The organism is Pseudomonas sp. R62 (assembly GCF_000257605.1).
Lineage (GTDB): Bacteria > Pseudomonadota > Gammaproteobacteria > Pseudomonadales > Pseudomonadaceae > Aquipseudomonas > Aquipseudomonas atacamensis.
Genome location: NZ_JH635998.1, coordinates 2,685,559 through 2,704,031 on the forward strand (window position 1 = coordinate 2,685,559; position 18,473 = coordinate 2,704,031).

Below are 18,473 nucleotides of genomic sequence, written 5' to 3' on the forward strand. Positions count from 1 at the left end.
CCTTCGATGATCAGACGCAGATCGCTGCGCGGATATCCCTCGGCGGAAAACGCCGGGCTCAGGGATTCGCTGACTTTCTCATCCAGCGACACCAGCGGACTGAACGCCTGATCGCCGACGTAGAGTTTCTGTAACGGACTGCTCTTGCTGGCGATCGATTGCGCCGAGAACCCGCCCCAACTGAGCATGCCCATGATTTCTTCCAGTGCCGCCGGTGCCAGATAGGCGCGGTACTGTCCCGGTGCCAAAGTGCGTAACGGTCGGCCGAGAAACTCCAGCTGTTCGCGGGCCTGGGCGAAACGCCGGGCGAAACCCTCGTCGCTCCAGTCGTGCCCGGCGTAGCTGGCCTTCACCGCTTCGCCGTTTTCGTGGAACAGGCTGAAGTCGAAATTGAAGCTGTTGGCTTCATGCCAGCCGAATGCGCCGGCGGAGCTGGCGAAACCGCGGCTGATCGGGCCGGCAGCATAGAAGCCGACTAGATCCAGACCTTCAGCGGCAGCGCAGATTTGCCCGACGACATCTTCGGTGTCCGGCAGCGGATGCGCTTGTACGTGCGTGCTCTGCCAGCTGTTGTGATTGAGCAGCAGGTACGGATCCTGCGGCAGCAGCGGCAGGGTTTCGCGCAGTTGTTGCAGGCCCTCGGCGAGCCGTTGCAGATCGGCTTCCTGATCCCCGGACAAGGTGATCTGCAGGTCGGCGTGGCGACCGTCGTCGATCAGTTTCAGGCCGACGTTGGCCTGTTGCACTTGCCCGGCCTGGCGCACCTTGGCGTGATTGAAGCGCACGAACGCCGAGGCTTCGGCGGCGTAGCTGAGCGTGAACTGTTCCGGCTCGCGCACGCTGTCGCGCAGCCAGTTGACCATGACCTTGAAGGCGTCGGACTGACGCTTCGAAATGCTCATCAGGCGTCTCCCCCAAACACATCAATGTTGCTGAATACGCAGGCCGGCGAAGCGTGGCCGACGCGAATCACCTGGTTCGGTTCGCCCTTGCCGCAGTTCGGCGTGCCCAGCACCTTGACGGTGTTGGCATCGCCGACGGCGCGCAGGCTCTTCCAGAAGTGCGCGGAAATGGCCCGGTAGTTGGGATTTTTCACCACGCCTTTAAGTTCACCATGCTCGATCAACTGGCCCCATTCGCAGCCGAACTGGAATTTGTTGCGCGCATCGTCGATCGACCACGAGCGGTTGGTGCTCATCAGAATGCCGTGCTCGATACCACCGATCATCTGCTCCAGCGTCTGATCGCCCGGCTCGATGTTGAGGTTGGCCATGCGGTCGATCGGCGGCCGGTTCCAGCCGCAGGCGCGGCTGTTGGCAACGCCATCGAGGCCGGCGCGATATTGCGACAGCGCTCCGCCCAGTGGCCGCAGCAACAGGCCGTCGCGAATCAGGAATTGTTTGCTCGCCGCAGTGCCGTCGTCGTCATGGCCGTAGCTGGCGAGTTCTTCCGGGATGCCCGGGTCGAAGGTTACGTTGAGCAGGTTGGAGCCGTATTGCAGGCTGCCGAAATCGCTGGTCTTGACGAAACTGGTGCCGGCGTAATTGCGCTCATCGCCGAGGATGCGGTCGAGCTCCAGCGGGTGACCGATGGATTCATGGATCTGCAGCATCATCTGATCGGGCATCAGCAGCAGGTCGCGCGGGCCTTGCGGGGTGTTCGGCGCGAGCAGCAGTTGCAGGGCCTGGTCGGCGACTTGCGGACCGGCACCGACCAGGCCACAGCGGCTGATGACATCAGCGCCACCCTGTTGGCCGAAGTTCTCCCGGCCGAGGCTGCGGGTCTGGCTGTCGTTGCCGTCGTAGGCGGTGACGTCGAGGCTCGGATAGACGAAGCGCTGGGCCTGGCGCAATTCGGCGCCGGCGCTGCTCAGGTAGATCTGCTCGACGTTAGTGATGCCGATGCTCACCTGCCAATTGACCAGGCGCTCATCCTTGGGCACCGAGGCGGATTCCGCACCGAGCAGATCGAAGCATTCGCTCAGGGATGGGAAGGGCTGTTCGAGGTTGGGTGAAAAATAATCAGCGCGGTCACTGGAAAGCGTCTGCTCGCGCAGATCGAGCAAGGCGTGCGGCTTGAGCCGGCGGGCCTGTTGTTCGGCGCGCTCGAGGGCGGCTTGCAGGCCTTGTTGCGAGAGGTCATTGGTCGCCGCGTAGGCTTCGACGCCATTCACGCGCACGGTGAGCATCGCCCCTTCATCGCGGCTCAGGCTCGGCGGTTCGGCGACGTTCTTGCGCACCGACAGAAACTGCCCGGACTCGCGCACATACCGCAGGGAAAAAAATTCAGCGCCCGTGCGCAAGGCAGCAAAGCGCTGCTTGAGCTGGGGGTGGAAATCGAACATTCGGGAACCTCCTTGTAATGGAGTAGCGGCATGGCGACAGCGGGGAGGGGTGAAACGGTTGCGCGAGGTCTAGAGTAGGCCTGCGTGGGGGTAGGATCAAGTGAAGAGGGGGTGTAGGAGGATTTACTGTGCCCGATAGCAGATCGTTCCCACGCTCTGCGTGGGAATGCCGCCATGGACGCTCTGCGTCCGCTTTGGGACGCGGAGCGTCCCGGGATGCGTTCCCACGCGGAGCGTGGGAACGATCAGGGGAGGTATTACGACTTACTGCGTAACCGGGGTGATATCCCGCATCGGCTTGCCTTTGACCGGCGCGCCGTTCGCGACGTAATAAGCAGCGTTGCTGCGCGGCAGCGGCTTGCGGCCACGGATCTTGTCGGCGATTTTCTCGGCCATCATGATCGTCGGCGCGTTGAGGTTGCCGGTGGTGATGATCGGCATGATCGAGGCATCGACCACGCGCAGGCTCTGCATGCCGTGCACACGACCTTCGCCATCGACCACGGCCATCTCGTCGGTGCCCATCTTGCACGAGCAGGACGGGTGGAACGCGGTTTCGGCGTGCTCGCGGATGAACTTGTCGAGCTGCTCATCGGTTTGCACGTCGATGCCCGGGCTGATTTCGCGACCACGGAACGCGTCGAGGGCCGGCTGCTGCATGATTTCGCGGGTCAGGCGGATGCCGTCGCGGAATTCCTGCCAGTCCTGCTCGGTGGCCATGTAGTTGAAGAGGATGCTCGGGTGCTGGCGCGGATCCTTGGACTTGACCTGGATGCGACCACGGCTCGGCGAGCGCATGGAGCCCATGTGCGCCTGGAAACCGTGTTCTTTCACACCGTTGCTGCCGTTGTAGTTAATCGCCACCGGCAGGAAGTGGTACTGGATGTTCGGCCATTCGAATTCCGGACGCGAACGAATGAAACCGCCGGCCTCGAACTGGTTGCTGGCGCCGATGCCGGTGCCGTTGAACAGCCACTCGGCACCGATCGCCGGCTGGTTGTACCAGAGCAGCGACGGGTACAGCGAAACCGGTTGGGTGCAGGCGTATTGCAGGTACAGCTCAAGGTGATCCTGCAGGTTTTCACCGACGCCCGGCAGATCATGGACCACCGGGATGTCGAGGCTTTCCAGCAGTTTCGCCGGGCCGACACCGGAGCGCTGCAGAATCTGCGGCGAAGCGATGGCGCCGGAGCACAGCAGGACTTCCTTGCGCGCCTTGGCTTCAACACGTTCTTCAGCGTCGCCGATCAAGTAACGCACGCCGACCGCGCGCTTGCCTTCGAAAAGAATCTTGTCGGTCAGGGCGTGGGTGACGATGGTCAGGGTCGAACGCTTCTTGGCGATGTCGAGGTAGCCACGGGCGGTGGAAGCACGGCGGCCGTTCGGCGTCACGGTGCGGTCCATCGGGCCGAAGCCTTCCTGCTGGTAACCGTTGAGGTCTTCGGTGCGCGGGTAACCGGCCTGCACGCCGGCTTCAACCATGGCGTGGAACAGCGGGTTGTTGCCGGCTTTCGGCGTGGTCACGCTGACCGGGCCGTCGCCACCGTGGTAATCGTTCGGGCCGATGTCACGGGTTTCGGCTTTGCGGAAATACGGCAGGCAATCGAGGTACGACCAGTCTTCCAGGCCCGGCAGTTTCGCCCAGCCGTCGTAGTCCATGGCGTTGCCACGGATGTAGCACATGCCGTTGATCAGCGAAGAGCCGCCAAGGCCCTTGCCGCGACCGCATTCCATCCGGCGACCGTCCATGTGTGGCTCTGGATCGGTTTCGTAGGCCCAGTTGTAGCGACGACCCTGCAGCGGGAAGGCCAGCGCGGCGGGCATCTGCGTGCGGAAGTCGAGGCGGTAGTCCGGCCCCCCGGCTTCGAGCAGCAGAACGGTGACGCCTTCGTCTTCAGTCAGACGGGTCGCCAGAGTGTTACCGGCCGAGCCGGCACCGATGATGATGTAATCGAATTCTTGGGACATTGAATGCACCCTCTTTGAAGTTGGTCAGGTCAACTGTGACCGCGCACCTGTGGCGAGGGGATTTATCCCCGTTCGGCTGCGCAGCAGTCGCAGAGTCAGCGACTGGTTCTGTCTGGAGAATTGCAGTGTCTGGAGGGGGGCCGCTTCGCAGCCCGACGGGGATGAATCCCCTCGCCACAATGGCCCCACCCGGACTCTGAGTCAGATCAGAACACCGAGACGTAATCGCCCAGCTCGACCTGTACCGATTTGATGCGGGTGAAGTTGTTCAGCGAGCTGATCCCGTTCTCACGGCCAACACCCGACTGCTTGTAGCCGCCGACCGGCATTTTCGCGTCGGACTCGCCCCAGGCGTTGATCCAGCAGATACCGGCTTCCAGTTGATGGATCACGCGGTGGGCGCGGTTCAGGTCTTTGGTAACGATACCGGCGGCCAGGCCGAAGTCGGTGTCGTTGGCGCGGCGGATCACTTCTTCTTCGGTTTCGTAGGAGAGGATCGCCATCACCGGGCCAAAGATTTCTTCGCGCACGATGGTCATGTCGTCAGTGCAGTCGGTGAACACGGTTGGCGCAACGAACGCGCCTTTAGCGAATTCGCCGTCCGTCAGTCGACCGCCGCCGCACAGCACGCGTGCGCCTTCTTCTTTACCCTTGGCGATGTAAGCCAACACGCTTTCCATGTGCGGGAAGCTGACCAGCGGGCCGAAGTTGGTGTTTTCGTCTTCCGGGTTGCCAACGCGGATGCGGGCAACGCGCTCAACGATCTTGGCTTCAAAAGCGACTTTCAGGTGCGCCGGTACGAACACGCGAGTGCCGTTGGTGCAGACCTGACCGGAGCTGTAGAAGTTGGCCATCATCGCGGTGTCGGCGGCGCGATCGAGGTCGGCGTCGTCGCAGATGATCAGCGGCGACTTGCCGCCCAGTTCCATGGTCACGTCTTTCAGCGACGAAGCCGAAGCGCTGGCCATGACTTTCTTGCCGGTGTCGGTGCCGCCGGTGAAGGAGATTTTCTCGATGCGCGGGTGCTCGGTCAGCCAGGTGCCGACTTCGCGGCCGCTGCCGGTCAGCACGTTGAACACGCCGTTCGGCACGCCCGCTTCGGTGTAGATCTCAGCCAGTTTCAGGGTGGTCAGCGAGGTAACTTCGCTTGGCTTGAAGATCATCGCGTTACCGGCCGCCAGGGCTGGAGCGGATTTCCACAGGGCGATCTGGATCGGGTAGTTCCACGCGCCGATACCGGCGACCACGCCCAGTGGTTCGCGACGGGTGTAAACGAAAGAGGTGTCACGCAGCGGGATCTGCTCGCCTTCGATGGCGGGCACTAGGCCTGCGTAGTATTCCAGCACGTCAGCGCCGGTGACGATGTCGACGTACTTGGTTTCGGAGAAGGATTTGCCGGTGTCCAGGGTTTCCAGCGCAGCCAGCTCATCGTTGCGCTCGCGCAGGATGTCGACGGCGCGACGCAGGATGCGCGAACGCTCCATGGCGGTCATCGCGGCCCAGATTTTCTGGCCCTTTTCGGCGCTGACCACGGCGCGCTCGACGTCGTCTTTGGTCGCACGTTGCACCAGTGCGAGGACTTCACCGTTCGCCGGGTTGATGGCTTCGAAGGTGGCGTCGCTGCCGGCGTCGGTGTACGCGCCATCGATGTAGAGTTTTTGCAGTTCGAAACGGGCCATAGTGTCCTCGCAAGTGCATTGGTGGTTGGCGTTGACCACCGCGATCACGCTGCGGTGGAGTTCAGGGGCCGAGCATTTTCTGTGTGCTCTAGCTCACCTTCTTGGCCAATTGGAAATCCATGTATTCGTAAGCGATCTGTTGCGCCTGCGCCGTGTCGAAAGCGTCTCCCGACAGCGCGCCGCGCAACCACAAGCCGTCAATCAACGCTGCCAGACCCCGGGCGGCGCTGCGCGCATCTTCGAGCGGCAGCACGCGGCGGAACTGGCAGCACAGGTTGGAATACAGACGGTGATCGTTGATCCGCTGCAACCTGTGCAAAGACGGCTGGTGCATGCTGGTGGCCCAGAAGGCCAGCCAGGTTTTCATTGCCGGGCCATTGACCTGGCTGGCGTCGAAGTTGCCTTCGATGATCACCTGCAGATGCGCCCGTGGGCTGTCATCTGCCAGCGCCTGACGGCGCGCGGTGACGCTCTCGCTGAGGGCGGTCATCAGGTACCGCATCGTGGCGGCGATCAGGCCGTTCTTGTCCTGAAAGTAATGACTGATGATGCCATTCGAGACACCGGCCAAACGGGCGATCAGCGCAATGCTGGCGTCCCCCATTCCGACCTGATCGACCGCTTGCAAAGTGGCTTCGATCAATTGTTGGCGGCGGATGGGTTGCATACCGACCTTGGGCATCTTGCACATCTCCTTAGGCCTTCCGAGGGGCGAATGACGCCGATCGGATTGAGGGCCAGTCTATTTTGTTTTGATTGAACGTTCAATCAACAAAGAATAAGATCTGCGACAATTCGTCGCTGCCTACAGAAAATTCCTACGCGTAATGACGATAAAAACCGACACCTGAAACGGCTCGAAACCTGCGCGGGGCATGGCGCGGTTCGCGATTCGATGGACGTGTTGAAAGGGCAAGACGCTCGGGGCCAGGTTTCGGATGAACGTCCGTCGCCTCTGGCCACGAAAGCGAATACGCAACGCCATTTCGGCAGGTTCGGGCTTTTTTCGGAGTGTCTTTATATCACCCGCCGGTCGGCTGCCAACTAACCGATTGGTCGGGTTCCGTGATGCCTTGTGTTCTTCTCTCGCACTGCCTGGAGCATTTGTGCCATGAGTTCTGCCTCGCTAATAAAGACCCCGCCCGAGAAGGTGACGGTCAACGGTTGGGTGTTCTACACCTCGACCGCGCTGATTCTGTTGTTGACCGCCATTCTGATCATCGCCCCGCAAGAGGCCGGCAGAATGTTGGGCATGGCCCAGGCCTGGTTGTCGCGCAGCTTCGGCTGGTACTACATGGTGGTGATCGCCGCCTACCTGGTGTTCGTGGTCGGTCTGGCGTTTTCCTCGTACGGCAAACTCAAACTGGGCAGCAAGGACGACACCCCGGATTTCAGTTACGGCGCCTGGGCGGGGATGCTGTTCTCGTCGGGCATCGGCATTTCGCTGCTGTACTTCGGCGCGTCCGAGCCACTGGATCACTACTTCAATCCGCCGGAAGGCACCTCGGCCACCAACATGGCCGCGCGTCAGGCAGTGCAACTGACCTTCCTGCACTGGGGCCTGCACGGCTGGGCGATCTACGCTTTGGTCGGCCTGGCCGTGGCGTATTTTGCCTATCGACATAACCAGCCGCTGGCGCTGCGTTCGGCGCTGTATCCGCTGGTCGGCGAGCGCTGGGTCAAGGGTGCGGCCGGGCACGCGGTGGACGGCTTCGGCATGTTCGTAACGCTGCTGGGTCTGGTGACCAACCTGGGGATTGGCTCGCTGCAAGTGTCGTCCGGGCTGGAAAACCTGTTCGGCATGGAGCACAGCAACACCAACCTGCTGATCGTCATCATCGTCATGAGCACCGTGGCGACCATCGCTGCCGTGTCGGGTGTGGAAAACGGCATTCGTCGTCTGTCCAACCTGAACATCGTGCTGTTCAGCGGCCTGCTGATTTTCGTCCTGCTGTTCGGCCCGACCCTGCACCTGCTCAACGGCTTCGTGCAGAACATCGGTGACTACCTCAACGGCGTGGTGCTGAAGACCTTCGACCTGTACGTCTATGAAGGCGACAGCGCCAAGTCCGACCGCTGGTTGGGCCTGTGGACGCTGTTCTACTGGGCCTGGTGGATTTCCTGGGCGCCATTCGTGGGCATGTTCATCGCACGGATTTCCCGTGGCCGCAGCGTGCGTGAACTGGTCGCTGGCGTGCTGCTGATTCCGCTGGGCTTCACCTTGGCGTGGCTGTCGATCTTCGGTAACTCGGCGCTGGATCTGGTGATGAATCAGGGCGCGGTGGAGCTGGGCAAGACGGCGCTGGAACAGCCGTCGATGGCGATCTATCAGTTGCTTGAGCATTACCCGGCGTCGAAAGTCGTCATCGGGGTGTCGATCTTTGTCGGCTTCGTGCTGTTCCTGACCCCGGCCGACTCCGGCGCGGTGATGATGGCAAATCTTTCCTGCAAGGGCGGCAACGTCGATGAAGACGCGCCGCACTGGCTGCGGATCTTCTGGTCGGTGGTGATCACGCTGGTGACCATCGGCCTGCTGTTCGCCGGCAACTTCGAAGCCATGCAGACCATGGTCGTGCTGGCCGGCCTGCCGTTCTCGGTGGTGCTGATCTGCTTCATGTTCGGCCTGCACAAGGCGATGCGCCAGGACGTGCAGATCGAACAGGAGCAAGCGCAACTGGCCGAGCGTGGACGCCGTGGTTTCAGCGAGCGCCTGACGCAACTGGATCTGCAGCCGAGCCAATCGGTGGTGCAGCGCTTCATGGACAAGCATGTCACCCCGGCGCTGGAAGATGCAGCGGCGCAATTGCGCAATCAGGGCATTGAAGTGCAGACGCTGTTGGGCAAGGCCAAGCGTTGCATGGGCGTGCGGGTCGAGATGGAAGAGGGCAACCCTTTCGTTTACGAAGTGAGCCTGGATGGTTATCTGGCGACCCCGACCGAATCGGCGCAATCAGATGAAGCGCGTCAGCGTTATTACCGCGCTGAGGTGTATCTGCACAATGGCAGCCAGGATTACGACTTGATGGGCTTCACCCCGGAGCAGATCACCCGGGATGTGCTGGATCAGTTTGAAAGCCATCGGCAGCTTCTTGGCCGAGTGTATAGCTAGACCTTGAGATTCAGCGGTGCAGTCAGCTGCACCGCTGAACCAGTGTGGCGAGGGGATTTATCCCCGTTGGGCTGCGAAGCAGCCCTGAAACCGTCAAACGCGGTTTTACTCAATTACCGCGATTGACGACTTGGGGCCGCTTCGCGCCCCATCGGGGATAAATCCCCTCGCCACAGGTTCTCTATTTGCAGTTCAATATCTGTATGAACAAAAACGCCGCGATCGTCTCGCGGCGTTTTTGTGTCTGCGGGGTTTACCCCAGATTCTTGCCCAACAACGCGTGATACAACTCGCTGTCCCCGAGAATCCCCACCACATGATTGTTATCGTGCAGCACCAGCTTGTTGCCGGTCTGATAACGGATCTGCAGCGCATCACGCATGCCGATGTTCGAGTCCACCAGCGTCGGCTTGCGCTCCAGGCCTTCCACTGCTTGCCCCGGTGCCCAGTTCTGCAGATTCAGCACCGAGCCGTTCTGCCGCGCGCCTTTGATGGTGTTGCCTTCGGCCAGGTCCAGCCACGAGTCGCCGCCCGGGTCGAGGCACACCGAGCCGTTGATGCGTTTGCACTTGTCCAGCGTGCGCATCAGGCTGCGGCCGCAGAGCACGTTGAGCGGATTGGTGTGGGCGACGAAGGTGCGCACATAGTCGTCCGCCGGGTTGAGGACGATTTCTTCCGGCACGCTGTACTGGATGATCCGGCCGTCTTTCATGATCGCGATGCGGCTGCCGAGTTTGAGTGCTTCATCAAGGTCGTGGCTGACAAACACGATGGTCTTGCTCAGCTTGCGTTGCAGCTCCAGCAGTTCATCCTGCAGACCCTGGCGGATCAGCGGGTCGAGAGCCGAGAACGGTTCGTCCATCAGCAGAATATCGGCGTCCATGGCCAGCGCACGGGCGAGGCCGACGCGCTGTTGCATGCCGCCGGAAAGTTCGTCCGGCTTCTTGTTGCGCCATTGGGTCAGGCCGACCAGTTCGAGTTTCTCGTCGACCAGTTTCTTGCGTTCCTTCTCCGGTCGACCCTGCATTTCCAGACCGAAACTGATGTTCTCGCGCACTGTCAGCCAGGGCATCAGGGCGAACTTCTGGAACACCATGGCAATACGCTTGGTGCGCATCATCTTCAGCTCGGCGGGCGTGCAGGACGCGATGTCGATCTGACGGTTTTCATGCTCGACGAACAGCTTGCCGCGGCTCACCGTGTTGAGGCCGTTGATGCAGCGCAGCAGGCTCGACTTGCCCGAGCCGGACAGGCCCATCAGCACGCAGATCTCGCCTTTGTTGATGTCCAGCGTGGCTTTTTCCACGCCGACGATCTGACCGGTCTTCTTCAGGATCTCGTTGCGGGTCATGCCCTGATCGAGCAGCTTGAGTGCCTCGCGCGGGTCCTTGGAGAAGATTACGTCGACGTCTTCGAAGCGAATTATGCTCATGCGTCACCCCCTACTTTGGCGTCGGGTTGTTTGCAGATACGGTCGAGCATGATCGCCAGCAGTACGATTGCCAGGCCTGCTTCGAAGCCCAGCGCAATATCAGCAGTGTTCAGTGCGTTGACCACCGGTTTGCCGAGTCCGTCGGCGCCGACCAGTGCCGCGATCACCACCATCGACAGCGACAGCATGATGCACTGGGTGATGCCGGCCGCGATGCTCGGCATGGCGTGCGGCAGTTCGATCCTTGAGAGCAATTGGCGACGCGAGCAGCCGAAGGCCTTGCCGGCGTCCATCAGTTCTTGCGGGACATCGCGGATGCCCAGGTAGGTCAGGCGGATCGGCGCCGCGATGGCGAAGACCACCGTGGAGATCAGGCCCGGAACCACACCCAGCCCGAAGAGGGTCAGGGTAGGAATGAGGTAAACGAAGGTCGGTACGGTCTGCATCAGATCGAGCACCGGCCGCATCATGGTGTAGAACATCGGTTTGTGCGCGGCGACGATGCCCAGCGGCACGCCGATCAACACGCAGACCAGGGTGGCGAACAGCACCTGGGCGAGGGTTTCCATGGTTTCCTGCCAGTACCCCAGGTTGAGGATCAGCAGGAACGAGGCGACCACGAACGCGGTCAGGCCCCACTTGCGTTGAATCAGATGGGCAATGATGGCAATCAGGCCAATCAGCACCAACGGGTTGAACCAGGTCAGCGCAAACGTCACGCCGTGGATCATCGTTTCCAGTGTCACGGCGATTGCGTCGAAGGTGTTGGCGCCGTGTTGCGTCAACCATTCGACGAAGCCCGCGATGTACTGGCCTAAAGGTATTTTCTGATCAATCAGCATGGTAGTGAACGTCCGCATGCAAGGAAATTAACAGCCCGGGCAGGCACGCCTGCCCGGCATAAGCGGTGCCTTTCAAATCAAGGCGCGAGCTTGGCTTTCACGGCCTCCAGGCCTGGTTTACCGTCAATGGTGGTCACGCCAGCGAGCCAGGTATCGAGCACCTGTGGATTCTTTTTCAGCCAGGCCTTGGCGGCCGCGTCAGGCTTCATCTTGTCGTCGAGAATGTTGCCCATCAGTTCACTTTCCATGTCGACGGTGAACTCCAGGTTTTTCAACAGCTGACCGACGTTGCTGCATTCTTCGGCGTAACCCTTGCGGGTGTTGGTCGCCACGGTGGCTGCGCCGAAATCGGGGCCGAAGAAGTCGTCGCCGCCGGTCAGGTATTGAATCTTGAAGCGCTTGTTCATCGGGTGCGGTGCCCAGCCGAGGAAGACCACGGCGGTGTCGCGCTTCTGCGCCCGGTCAACTTGCGAGAGCATGCCGGCCTCGGAAGACTCGACGATCTTGAAGCCTGCGGTTTTCAGGCCGAAGGCATCCTTGTCGATCATGCTCTGGATCAGCCGGTTGCCGTCGTTGCCCGGCTCGATGCCGTAGATCTTGCCGTCGAGTTCTTTCTTGAATTTGGCGATGTCGGCGAAATCATGCAGGCCTTTGTCGTACAGGGCTTGCGGCACGGCGAGGGTGTACTTGGCACCCTTGAGGTTGGTGCGCACGGTGTCGACGGTGCCGGCATCGCGATACGGCTTGATGTCGTTCTCCATGGTCGGCATCCAGTTACCGAGAAACACGTCCATGTTCTTGCCGTCGGCCAGCGACTTGTAGGTCACGGGCACGGAGATCATGGTGGTCTTGGTCTTGTAGCCGAGGGCGTTGAGAACAACGGAAGTGGTGGCGGTGGTAGCGGTGATGTCGGTCCAGCCGACATCAGAGAAGTTAACGAGGCTGCACTGTGCCGGTTCTGCGGCTTGCGCCAGTAACGGCAGACTCAGCAGGGCGGCCAACAACAACGACGGGGAACCTTTCATGGATGGACTCCTTGGTGTTTTTTTTGGCAGTGTTCCGACTGTGGACCACCGCACTTATGGGTTGCGGTTGGTGGCGTTCTGACGACAGCTCTACCGCAGCGCCTTGCAATCGAGTCATCCCGATCATGTACCAGTGAAAATCTGACGCCTACAGGGAGGGTCGTATCCAGTACAGGGATGGTCGCTTCCAGTGTCGGTGACGTCGCTTACAGCTTTTTTCCGCCCCCGATGACCTGCTCGACTGCATAAAAACGGCGTATTTGCGGGGCGAAAACGTAACGACGCTGCTGGACATGACTGCGTCGGTGTCAGACGCCGAGCGCGCCGACAAAAGCCCGATGATGCCGGCATTCGGCGGATCGCAGCTTGAGCGTAGCAGCTCCGCCAGCGGGCGCTTTTGCCGCCCGGACCGGTATTCTCAGGAGCTTCGCAGCAATGGCTATCAGCGTTTTCGACCTGTTCAAAATCGGCATCGGCCCTTCCAGTTCCCACACCGTCGGGCCGATGCGCGCCGCCGCATTGTTCGTCGAGTCGCTGCGCGGCAAGCACCAGCTGGAACAGGTGCGGCGCATCGAGGTGCAGTTGTTCGGATCGCTTTCCGCCACCGGCATCGGCCACGGCAGCGACAACGCGGTGATCATGGGCCTGATGGGCGAGTGGCCGGACGCAATCGACCCGGCGCAGATCGGCCCGCGCATTCAGGCGCTGCGTGAAACCCATACGTTGTTATTGGATGGTCGCCTGTCGGTGCCGTTTGTGTGGGCGCGGGACATGCGTCTGATCGATGAAAACCTGCCATTCCATCCCAACGCCATGACGCTGGTGGCCGAAGGCGAGTTCGGTGAGTTGCACCGTGACACCTACTATTCGGTCGGCGGCGGCTTCGTCGTTGATGAGGCGCAAGCGTCCAGTGGTGTGGTCGATCTGGATCGCACCGAATTGCCCTACGACTTCTCCAGCGCGGTCGAGCTGCTGGAACTGTGCAAGAAGCACAACCTGCGGGTTGCCGAACTGATGATGGCCAACGAAAAAGTCTGGCGCAGTGAAGAAGAAATCCGCGCCGGGCTGATGAAACTGTGGCGGGCGATGCAGGATTGCGTCGAGCAAGGCCTCAAGCACGAAGGCATTCTGCCCGGCGGCCTGAACGTGCGGCGGCGTGCGGCGAAGTTGCACCGCAGCCTGCAAGAGCTGAACAAACCGAACGTCATCGGCTCGACCCTGAGCGCGATGGAGTGGGTCAACCTGTTCGCCCTGGCCGTCAATGAAGAGAATGCCGCCGGCGGGCGCATGGTTACCGCGCCGACCAATGGCGCGGCGGGGATCATCCCGGCGGTGCTGCACTACTTCATGAAATTCAGCGAGGCAGTCACCGACGCCAACGTCGTCGACTATTTCCTCGGCGCGGCGGCGGTCGGCATTCTGTGCAAGAAGAACGCTTCGATCTCTGGCGCCGAGGTCGGCTGTCAGGGCGAGGTCGGTTCGGCCTGCGCGATGGCAGCGGCGGGGCTGGCGGAGATTCTTGGCGCCACGCCCGAACAACTTTGCAATGCGGCGGAAATCGGCCTGGAGCACAACCTTGGTCTGACCTGCGACCCGGTCGGCGGGCTGGTGCAAGTGCCGTGCATCGAGCGCAATGCGATCGCCGCCGTGAAAGCCATCAACGCGGCGCAAATGGCCCTGCGCGGCGACGGCCAGCACTTTATCTCGCTGGACCGGGTGATCCGCACCATGCGCGATACCGGCGCCGATATGCATGACAAATATAAAGAGACTTCGCGCGGTGGCTTGGCGGTCAGTGCGGTTGAGTGCTGAGCCAGCCACACCGAGGTGGATTCTTCGCGAGCAGGCTCGCTCCCACAATAGATCTCCAGTGAACACAATATTTGTGAACCCCAGATTCCAGTGTGGGAGCGAGCCTGCTCGCGAAGGCGCCAGACCAGTCAAAACTGCTCAACAAAAGAACACCCCAATCCAGCCGCGCCACCTTTTGGCGCGTCGCAATCAGACAAGCCTCACTGTCAGTCGTGACTCGTCAGTCGTTACCTGACCGTCCGTCGCCCGTGCTTGCGGTGACACTCTGTGCAAATCCTCTGCAGGCCAGTTCCCACAAGTGCTACCGATCTGCTCACAGGCTGCGCGGCAGGGCTCTGGCGGCGCCTGATGGCACTTCGAAATGGCGTGTTCCGAGGTCTCGGATAGACGCGTCGCGAGGTCGTTTTCAGGAGTTATTGAATGGCCGTCCAATTTCAGGCACGGCAATTGCTCTGTCATAACAAAGCCTGCTTTCTCCGTGAGACGCGGGCAATAACAAGAGCCTCCGCCTGAGGCCGCCACCTGCTTTGTGTGAGGAGATACCGCGATGACGTCGTTCAACTCCGGGGCCCAACCCCAGAACCGTGCGCCTCAATCCATCGGCTTTCTGCTGCTGGACAATTTCACGCTGATTTCCCTGGCGTCCGCCGTTGAGCCGCTGCGCATGGCCAACCAGTTGTCCGGTCGCGAGCTGTATCGCTGGAGCACCCTCACCGTCGATGGCGGCCAGGTCTGGGCCAGTGATGGTCTGCAGATCACTCCCGACGCCTCCATGCACAAAGCACCACCTCTGGACACTGTGATTGTCTGCGGCGGCATCGGCATTCAACGCACCGTGACCCGTGAACACGTCTCTTGGCTGCAAAGTCAGGCGCGCCAGTCCAAGCGTCTGGGCGCGGTGTGCACCGGCAGTTGGGCGCTGGCCTGCGCCGGCCTGCTCGACGGCTTCGATTGCAGCGTGCATTGGGAATGTCTGGCGGCGATGCAGGAAGCTTTCCCGCGCGTGGCCATGAGCACACGTCTGTTCACCCTCGACCGTAACCGCTTCACCAGTTCCGGCGGTACCGCGCCGCTGGACATGATGCTGCACCTGATCAGCCGCGATCACGGTCGTGAACTGTCGGCAGCGATCTCGGAAATGTTCGTCTACGAGCGCATCCGCAACGAACAGGATCACCAACGTGTGCCGCTCAAGCACATGCTCGGCACCAACCAGCCGAAGTTGCAGGAAATCGTCGCGCTGATGGAAGCCAATCTGGAAGAGCCGATCGATCTGGATGAACTGGCGGTGTATGTCGCGGTGTCGCGTCGACAGCTGGAGCGGTTGTTCCAGAAATACCTGCACTGCTCGCCGTCACGCTATTACCTGAAGCTGCGCCTGATCCGCGCCCGGCAACTGCTCAAGCAGACACCGATGTCGATCATCGAAGTGGCGTCGGTGTGTGGTTTCGTCTCCACGCCGCACTTCTCCAAGTGCTACCGCGAATACTTCGGCATCCCGCCGCGTGACGAGCGCGTCGGCTCCAACACCACCCAGCAGGTAGCGATGCTGCCGCTGCCGCAGGCCATCGTGATGTCGCCGCTGTCGGGGCCGATGTCGGCGCTGAGTCAGGCGCGCAATGAGTCGACGTTTGCCAGCGTAAGGCTGTAGACCGAGTCTGACCGTTCCCACGCTCTGCGTGGGAATGCAGCCCGGGACGCTCTGCGTCCCAAAAGGCCGAACGCGGAGCGTCCGTTGAGGCATTCCCACGCAGAGCGTGGGAACGATCAGGTGGGAGCGAGCCTGCTCGCGAAGGGGTTTCTCAGGCGCTATGGGACTGCTGGTAATCCGAGAGGGCCGGCAACAATTGCTTGTCGATCGCCTGACGCACCGCCGGCTGAATGCTGGCGCCGCTGGTGTACATGTCCTTGACCATCTTGCGCAGTTCGAATGCGCGAACATTGTCCAGGCCACGCACCGCACACTCGCAGGCCTGCTCGGCGGTGGTACCGCTCGGCACCTGAATACCCAAGGCCTTGAGCTGGCCCAACAGATCTTCCTGGTCAATCAAATCGGCGTACATCATTACGCAAATCCTTCTGTGGCAACGGAGGTCTTGGCTCGATTCTGGTGGCCCCGACCGGACGCGGCAAGGGCGTTTTGTCGCGGTGGCCGGGACGACTATGAACAGGTCGTTTTCGGCTAACCGACTGGATGGGCGACTAGGCACACTGGCTCCAGCTCGCTTCACGAAGGTTTGGTCACCCTCGCCTGGCAGCTCCTCAACAGTACCCTCCTCAGCTCCGATCCTGTCACGGCTTGATCGGAGTTTTTTTTTCTTGTGAATCAGCCAGGGATTTGTTGTTCCCGCTGACGCTTTCGCGAGCAGGCTCGCTCCCACTTTGCAATGCGTACCCTGTGGGAGCGAGCCTGCTCGCGAAGAACGATGACGCGGTTCAACGTTGTAACACCAGAATCCGCGACAACAACTCATCCCGGTCGACATAGCAGCCCTGAAAATGCCGCGCCCCGGTGGCGGGATCAAAGGCATTGCGCGCATGCAGCGTGCGGCGGTTGTCAAAGCACCACAATTCGCCCGGCTTGAGCCGCTGCATCAGCCGGAATCGCGGCTCGCGGGTCATCGCAATAAAGCGCCGATAGGCTCGATACAGCAACGGCATCTGCGCCACCGACGTATCGAACGCCCCGCGCAGAAAGTTGGCCATGCGAATCTCCGCCACCCGGCCCAGCGCATCCACAGCGATGATCGGCGCCAGGCAGCGATAGTCGCTGTGCCGGTCCTTGTTGCGAAATTCCACAGGGATTTCGCACAGGGCCTCAAACAGCTGCGGCTCCTCCTGACGCAAGGCGTCGGCGATCGCAAAACCATCGACGAAAATACTTTCGCCACCCTCGGCATCATTCACCAGGCAATGCAGAAATTGCAGCCCCGGTTGCAGCTCGCGAGTCGGCAGATCCGTGTGCAATGGCAGGTTGAAGGCGGTGTAGGCGTTGCTGTCGGCATCGGCTTTGGATTGCACATTGAACAGCACGCCGAAGTTGCTTTCGCGGATGAAGGAAATCCGCTGCGCGATGAGTTTCAGCGAGCCCGGCTCGGTGGGCACGCCGCGCACTTGGGTCAGGCCGATGTCGCGCACGGCGAGCAACCATTGCAGCAGCGCGGCGTTGTCGTTCATCAGCGCGATGTAGTCGAACACCGGCAATTGCAGATCGCTGTGCCACAAATGGGGCTGCGGTTTGCCGGCCAGGCGTTCGGCGCGGGATTCATCGTCATAGGCATGTGCGCGCAACCAGCCCGGGTCGAAGCGGCTGAGGTGACCGTCCTGCCAGTCGATGCGCAGGCAACCATCGGTGTCGATGCGCGTGGCCAGCGGTTGCAAATCCTCGGCGGCATCGACGCTTTCAAAGACTTGCTCGCGAGTGACGCTGTAGACACATTGATCACACGGGCAATTGTCGCGCAGCCATACGTGGTGAAACGGGCTGACACGACCGTCAGCCCATTCGATGACAACGCGATCCGCCAGACCCTGCACGCCACCGAGCGCGCTGATCAACGGATAAGTACGAAAATCGGCAACAGCGACGGCGGTGTTCATGGCGGCTCCTTGGCAGTGGGAATTTACCGAGCGGGTGGCAGCGCGATCACGCGGCCGATGTAAGCGGGAGCGGGCAGGTCGGTCTGATCGGCGACGATGGCTTGCAGGCGATGCAACGTATCGGGGCTGAACGGCGCCGAGCGCGGGCCGGCGAGGTCGACGTGCAAAAGCATCTGTTCATTGCCGGCCAGCGCTTGCTCATCGCCGACCTTGTGCAGGCTGTGGTAGAGGTGCAGGCGCTTGCTGTCGTGGCCGATGATTTGCGTGCGCACTTCCACCTCAGTGTCGAGCTTCACTTCGTGCAGATAATTGAGGTGAAGCTCGAGGGTGAACAGCGAATGGCCGCTGGCCTCGCGGTTGCTGCTGTCCATGCCGAGGCGGTCCATCAGCGCATCGGTGGCGTAGCTGAAGATCAGCAAGTAAAAGGCGTCGCGCAGGTGGCCGTTGTAGTCGACCCAGTCGGGGATGATGGTGGTTTGGTAGGTGGTGAGGTGGGGCATGGTTTCGGTTTCCGCAGTTGATGGGTGAAGATCAAGAGCAACCCCCTCACCCCAGCCCTCTCCCCCAAGGGGGCGAGGGGGAAAGGGAGCCGATTTTCGAGCCTTTCAAGTCCAGAGTTCGACGCAGTGGTCAAGTCGGCGTAGCTTGCAAAAACACCTCGG

Annotated in this window: 14 protein-coding genes; 3 read left to right on the top strand and 11 right to left on the bottom strand. The window is 61.2% G+C overall.

Annotated elements, in window-relative coordinates; genetic code table 11:
- From OQK_RS13090 to betI, 5 genes are all read right to left on the bottom strand, one after another.
- Positions 1-902 (bottom strand): metallopeptidase TldD-related protein (locus OQK_RS13090; RefSeq protein WP_038860923.1); only part of this gene is annotated, 902 nt, incomplete at its 3' end.
- Positions 902-2,344, bottom strand: coding sequence for a TldD/PmbA family protein (locus OQK_RS13095; protein WP_016772800.1), 1,443 nt, complete (start codon positions 2,342-2,344; stop codon positions 902-904). The genes OQK_RS13090 and OQK_RS13095, both read right to left, overlap by 1 nt.
- A 264-nt stretch (positions 2,345-2,608) precedes the next feature.
- Positions 2,609-4,312, bottom strand: a complete 1,704-nt coding sequence (gene betA / locus OQK_RS13100; RefSeq protein WP_016772801.1) for a choline dehydrogenase — start codon at positions 4,310-4,312, stop codon at positions 2,609-2,611.
- A gap of 206 nt (positions 4,313-4,518) precedes the next feature.
- A complete protein-coding gene (gene betB, locus OQK_RS13105; protein ID WP_016772802.1) occupies positions 4,519-5,991 on the bottom strand; it encodes a betaine-aldehyde dehydrogenase in 1,473 nt (490 codons plus the stop codon).
- Between the two features lie 88 nt (positions 5,992-6,079).
- Positions 6,080-6,673 (bottom strand): transcriptional regulator BetI, encoded by a 594-nt coding sequence (gene betI, locus OQK_RS13110; RefSeq protein WP_008085771.1) that lies wholly within the window; start codon positions 6,671-6,673, stop codon positions 6,080-6,082.
- Positions 6,674-7,159: 486 nt separating this feature from the next.
- Here betI and OQK_RS13115 point away from each other — a divergent pair, with 486 nt between their 5' ends.
- The gene (locus tag OQK_RS13115; RefSeq protein WP_223630511.1) at positions 7,160-9,100 is read left to right on the top strand and encodes a BCCT family transporter; all 1,941 of its coding nucleotides are present in this window, start codon (positions 7,160-7,162) and stop codon (positions 9,098-9,100) included.
- A gap of 253 nt (positions 9,101-9,353) precedes the next feature.
- On the opposite strand, the gene choV is transcribed toward OQK_RS13115, so the two are convergent.
- The 3 genes from choV to OQK_RS13130 form a co-directional block, all read right to left on the bottom strand.
- Positions 9,354-10,532: a choline ABC transporter ATP-binding protein gene (choV, locus tag OQK_RS13120; RefSeq protein WP_016772804.1), complete on the bottom strand. Its 1,179-nt coding sequence runs from the start codon at positions 10,530-10,532 to the stop codon at positions 9,354-9,356.
- Positions 10,529-11,374, bottom strand: coding sequence for a choline ABC transporter permease subunit (choW, locus tag OQK_RS13125; RefSeq protein ID WP_016772805.1), 846 nt, complete (start codon positions 11,372-11,374; stop codon positions 10,529-10,531). The genes choV and choW overlap by 4 nt, the downstream gene beginning before the upstream one ends.
- Positions 11,375-11,451: 77 nt before the next feature.
- Positions 11,452-12,399 (bottom strand): choline ABC transporter substrate-binding protein, encoded by a 948-nt coding sequence (locus tag OQK_RS13130; protein WP_016772806.1) that lies wholly within the window; start codon positions 12,397-12,399, stop codon positions 11,452-11,454.
- Between the two features lie 435 nt (positions 12,400-12,834).
- Here OQK_RS13130 and OQK_RS13135 point away from each other — a divergent pair, with 435 nt between their 5' ends.
- Together OQK_RS13135 and OQK_RS13140 are read left to right on the top strand one after the other, a co-directional pair.
- The gene (locus OQK_RS13135) at positions 12,835-14,211 is read left to right on the top strand and encodes an L-serine ammonia-lyase (protein ID WP_016772807.1); all 1,377 of its coding nucleotides are present in this window, start codon (positions 12,835-12,837) and stop codon (positions 14,209-14,211) included.
- 547 nt (positions 14,212-14,758) lie between these two features.
- Entirely contained in the window at positions 14,759-15,862 is a 1,104-nt protein-coding gene (locus OQK_RS13140; protein ID WP_007949927.1) for a GlxA family transcriptional regulator, read from the top strand.
- A 151-nt stretch (positions 15,863-16,013) separates the two neighbouring features.
- Here OQK_RS13140 and OQK_RS13145 read toward each other — a convergent pair whose 3' ends face one another.
- The 3 genes from OQK_RS13145 to OQK_RS13155 form a co-directional block, all read right to left on the bottom strand.
- On the bottom strand, positions 16,014-16,277 hold the full coding sequence (locus OQK_RS13145; protein ID WP_016772808.1) for a hypothetical protein: 264 nt from the start codon (positions 16,275-16,277) through the stop codon (positions 16,014-16,016).
- Positions 16,278-16,647: 370 nt separating this feature from the next.
- Positions 16,648-17,811 carry a gamma-butyrobetaine dioxygenase gene (locus tag OQK_RS13150; RefSeq protein ID WP_016772809.1) on the bottom strand — a complete coding sequence of 388 codons (1,164 nt, stop codon included), beginning with the start codon at positions 17,809-17,811 and terminating at the stop codon, positions 16,648-16,650.
- 23 nt (positions 17,812-17,834) lie between these two features.
- The gene (locus OQK_RS13155; RefSeq protein ID WP_016772810.1) at positions 17,835-18,311 is read right to left on the bottom strand and encodes a thioesterase family protein; all 477 of its coding nucleotides are present in this window, start codon (positions 18,309-18,311) and stop codon (positions 17,835-17,837) included.
- Positions 18,312-18,473: the final 162 nt, after the last annotated feature.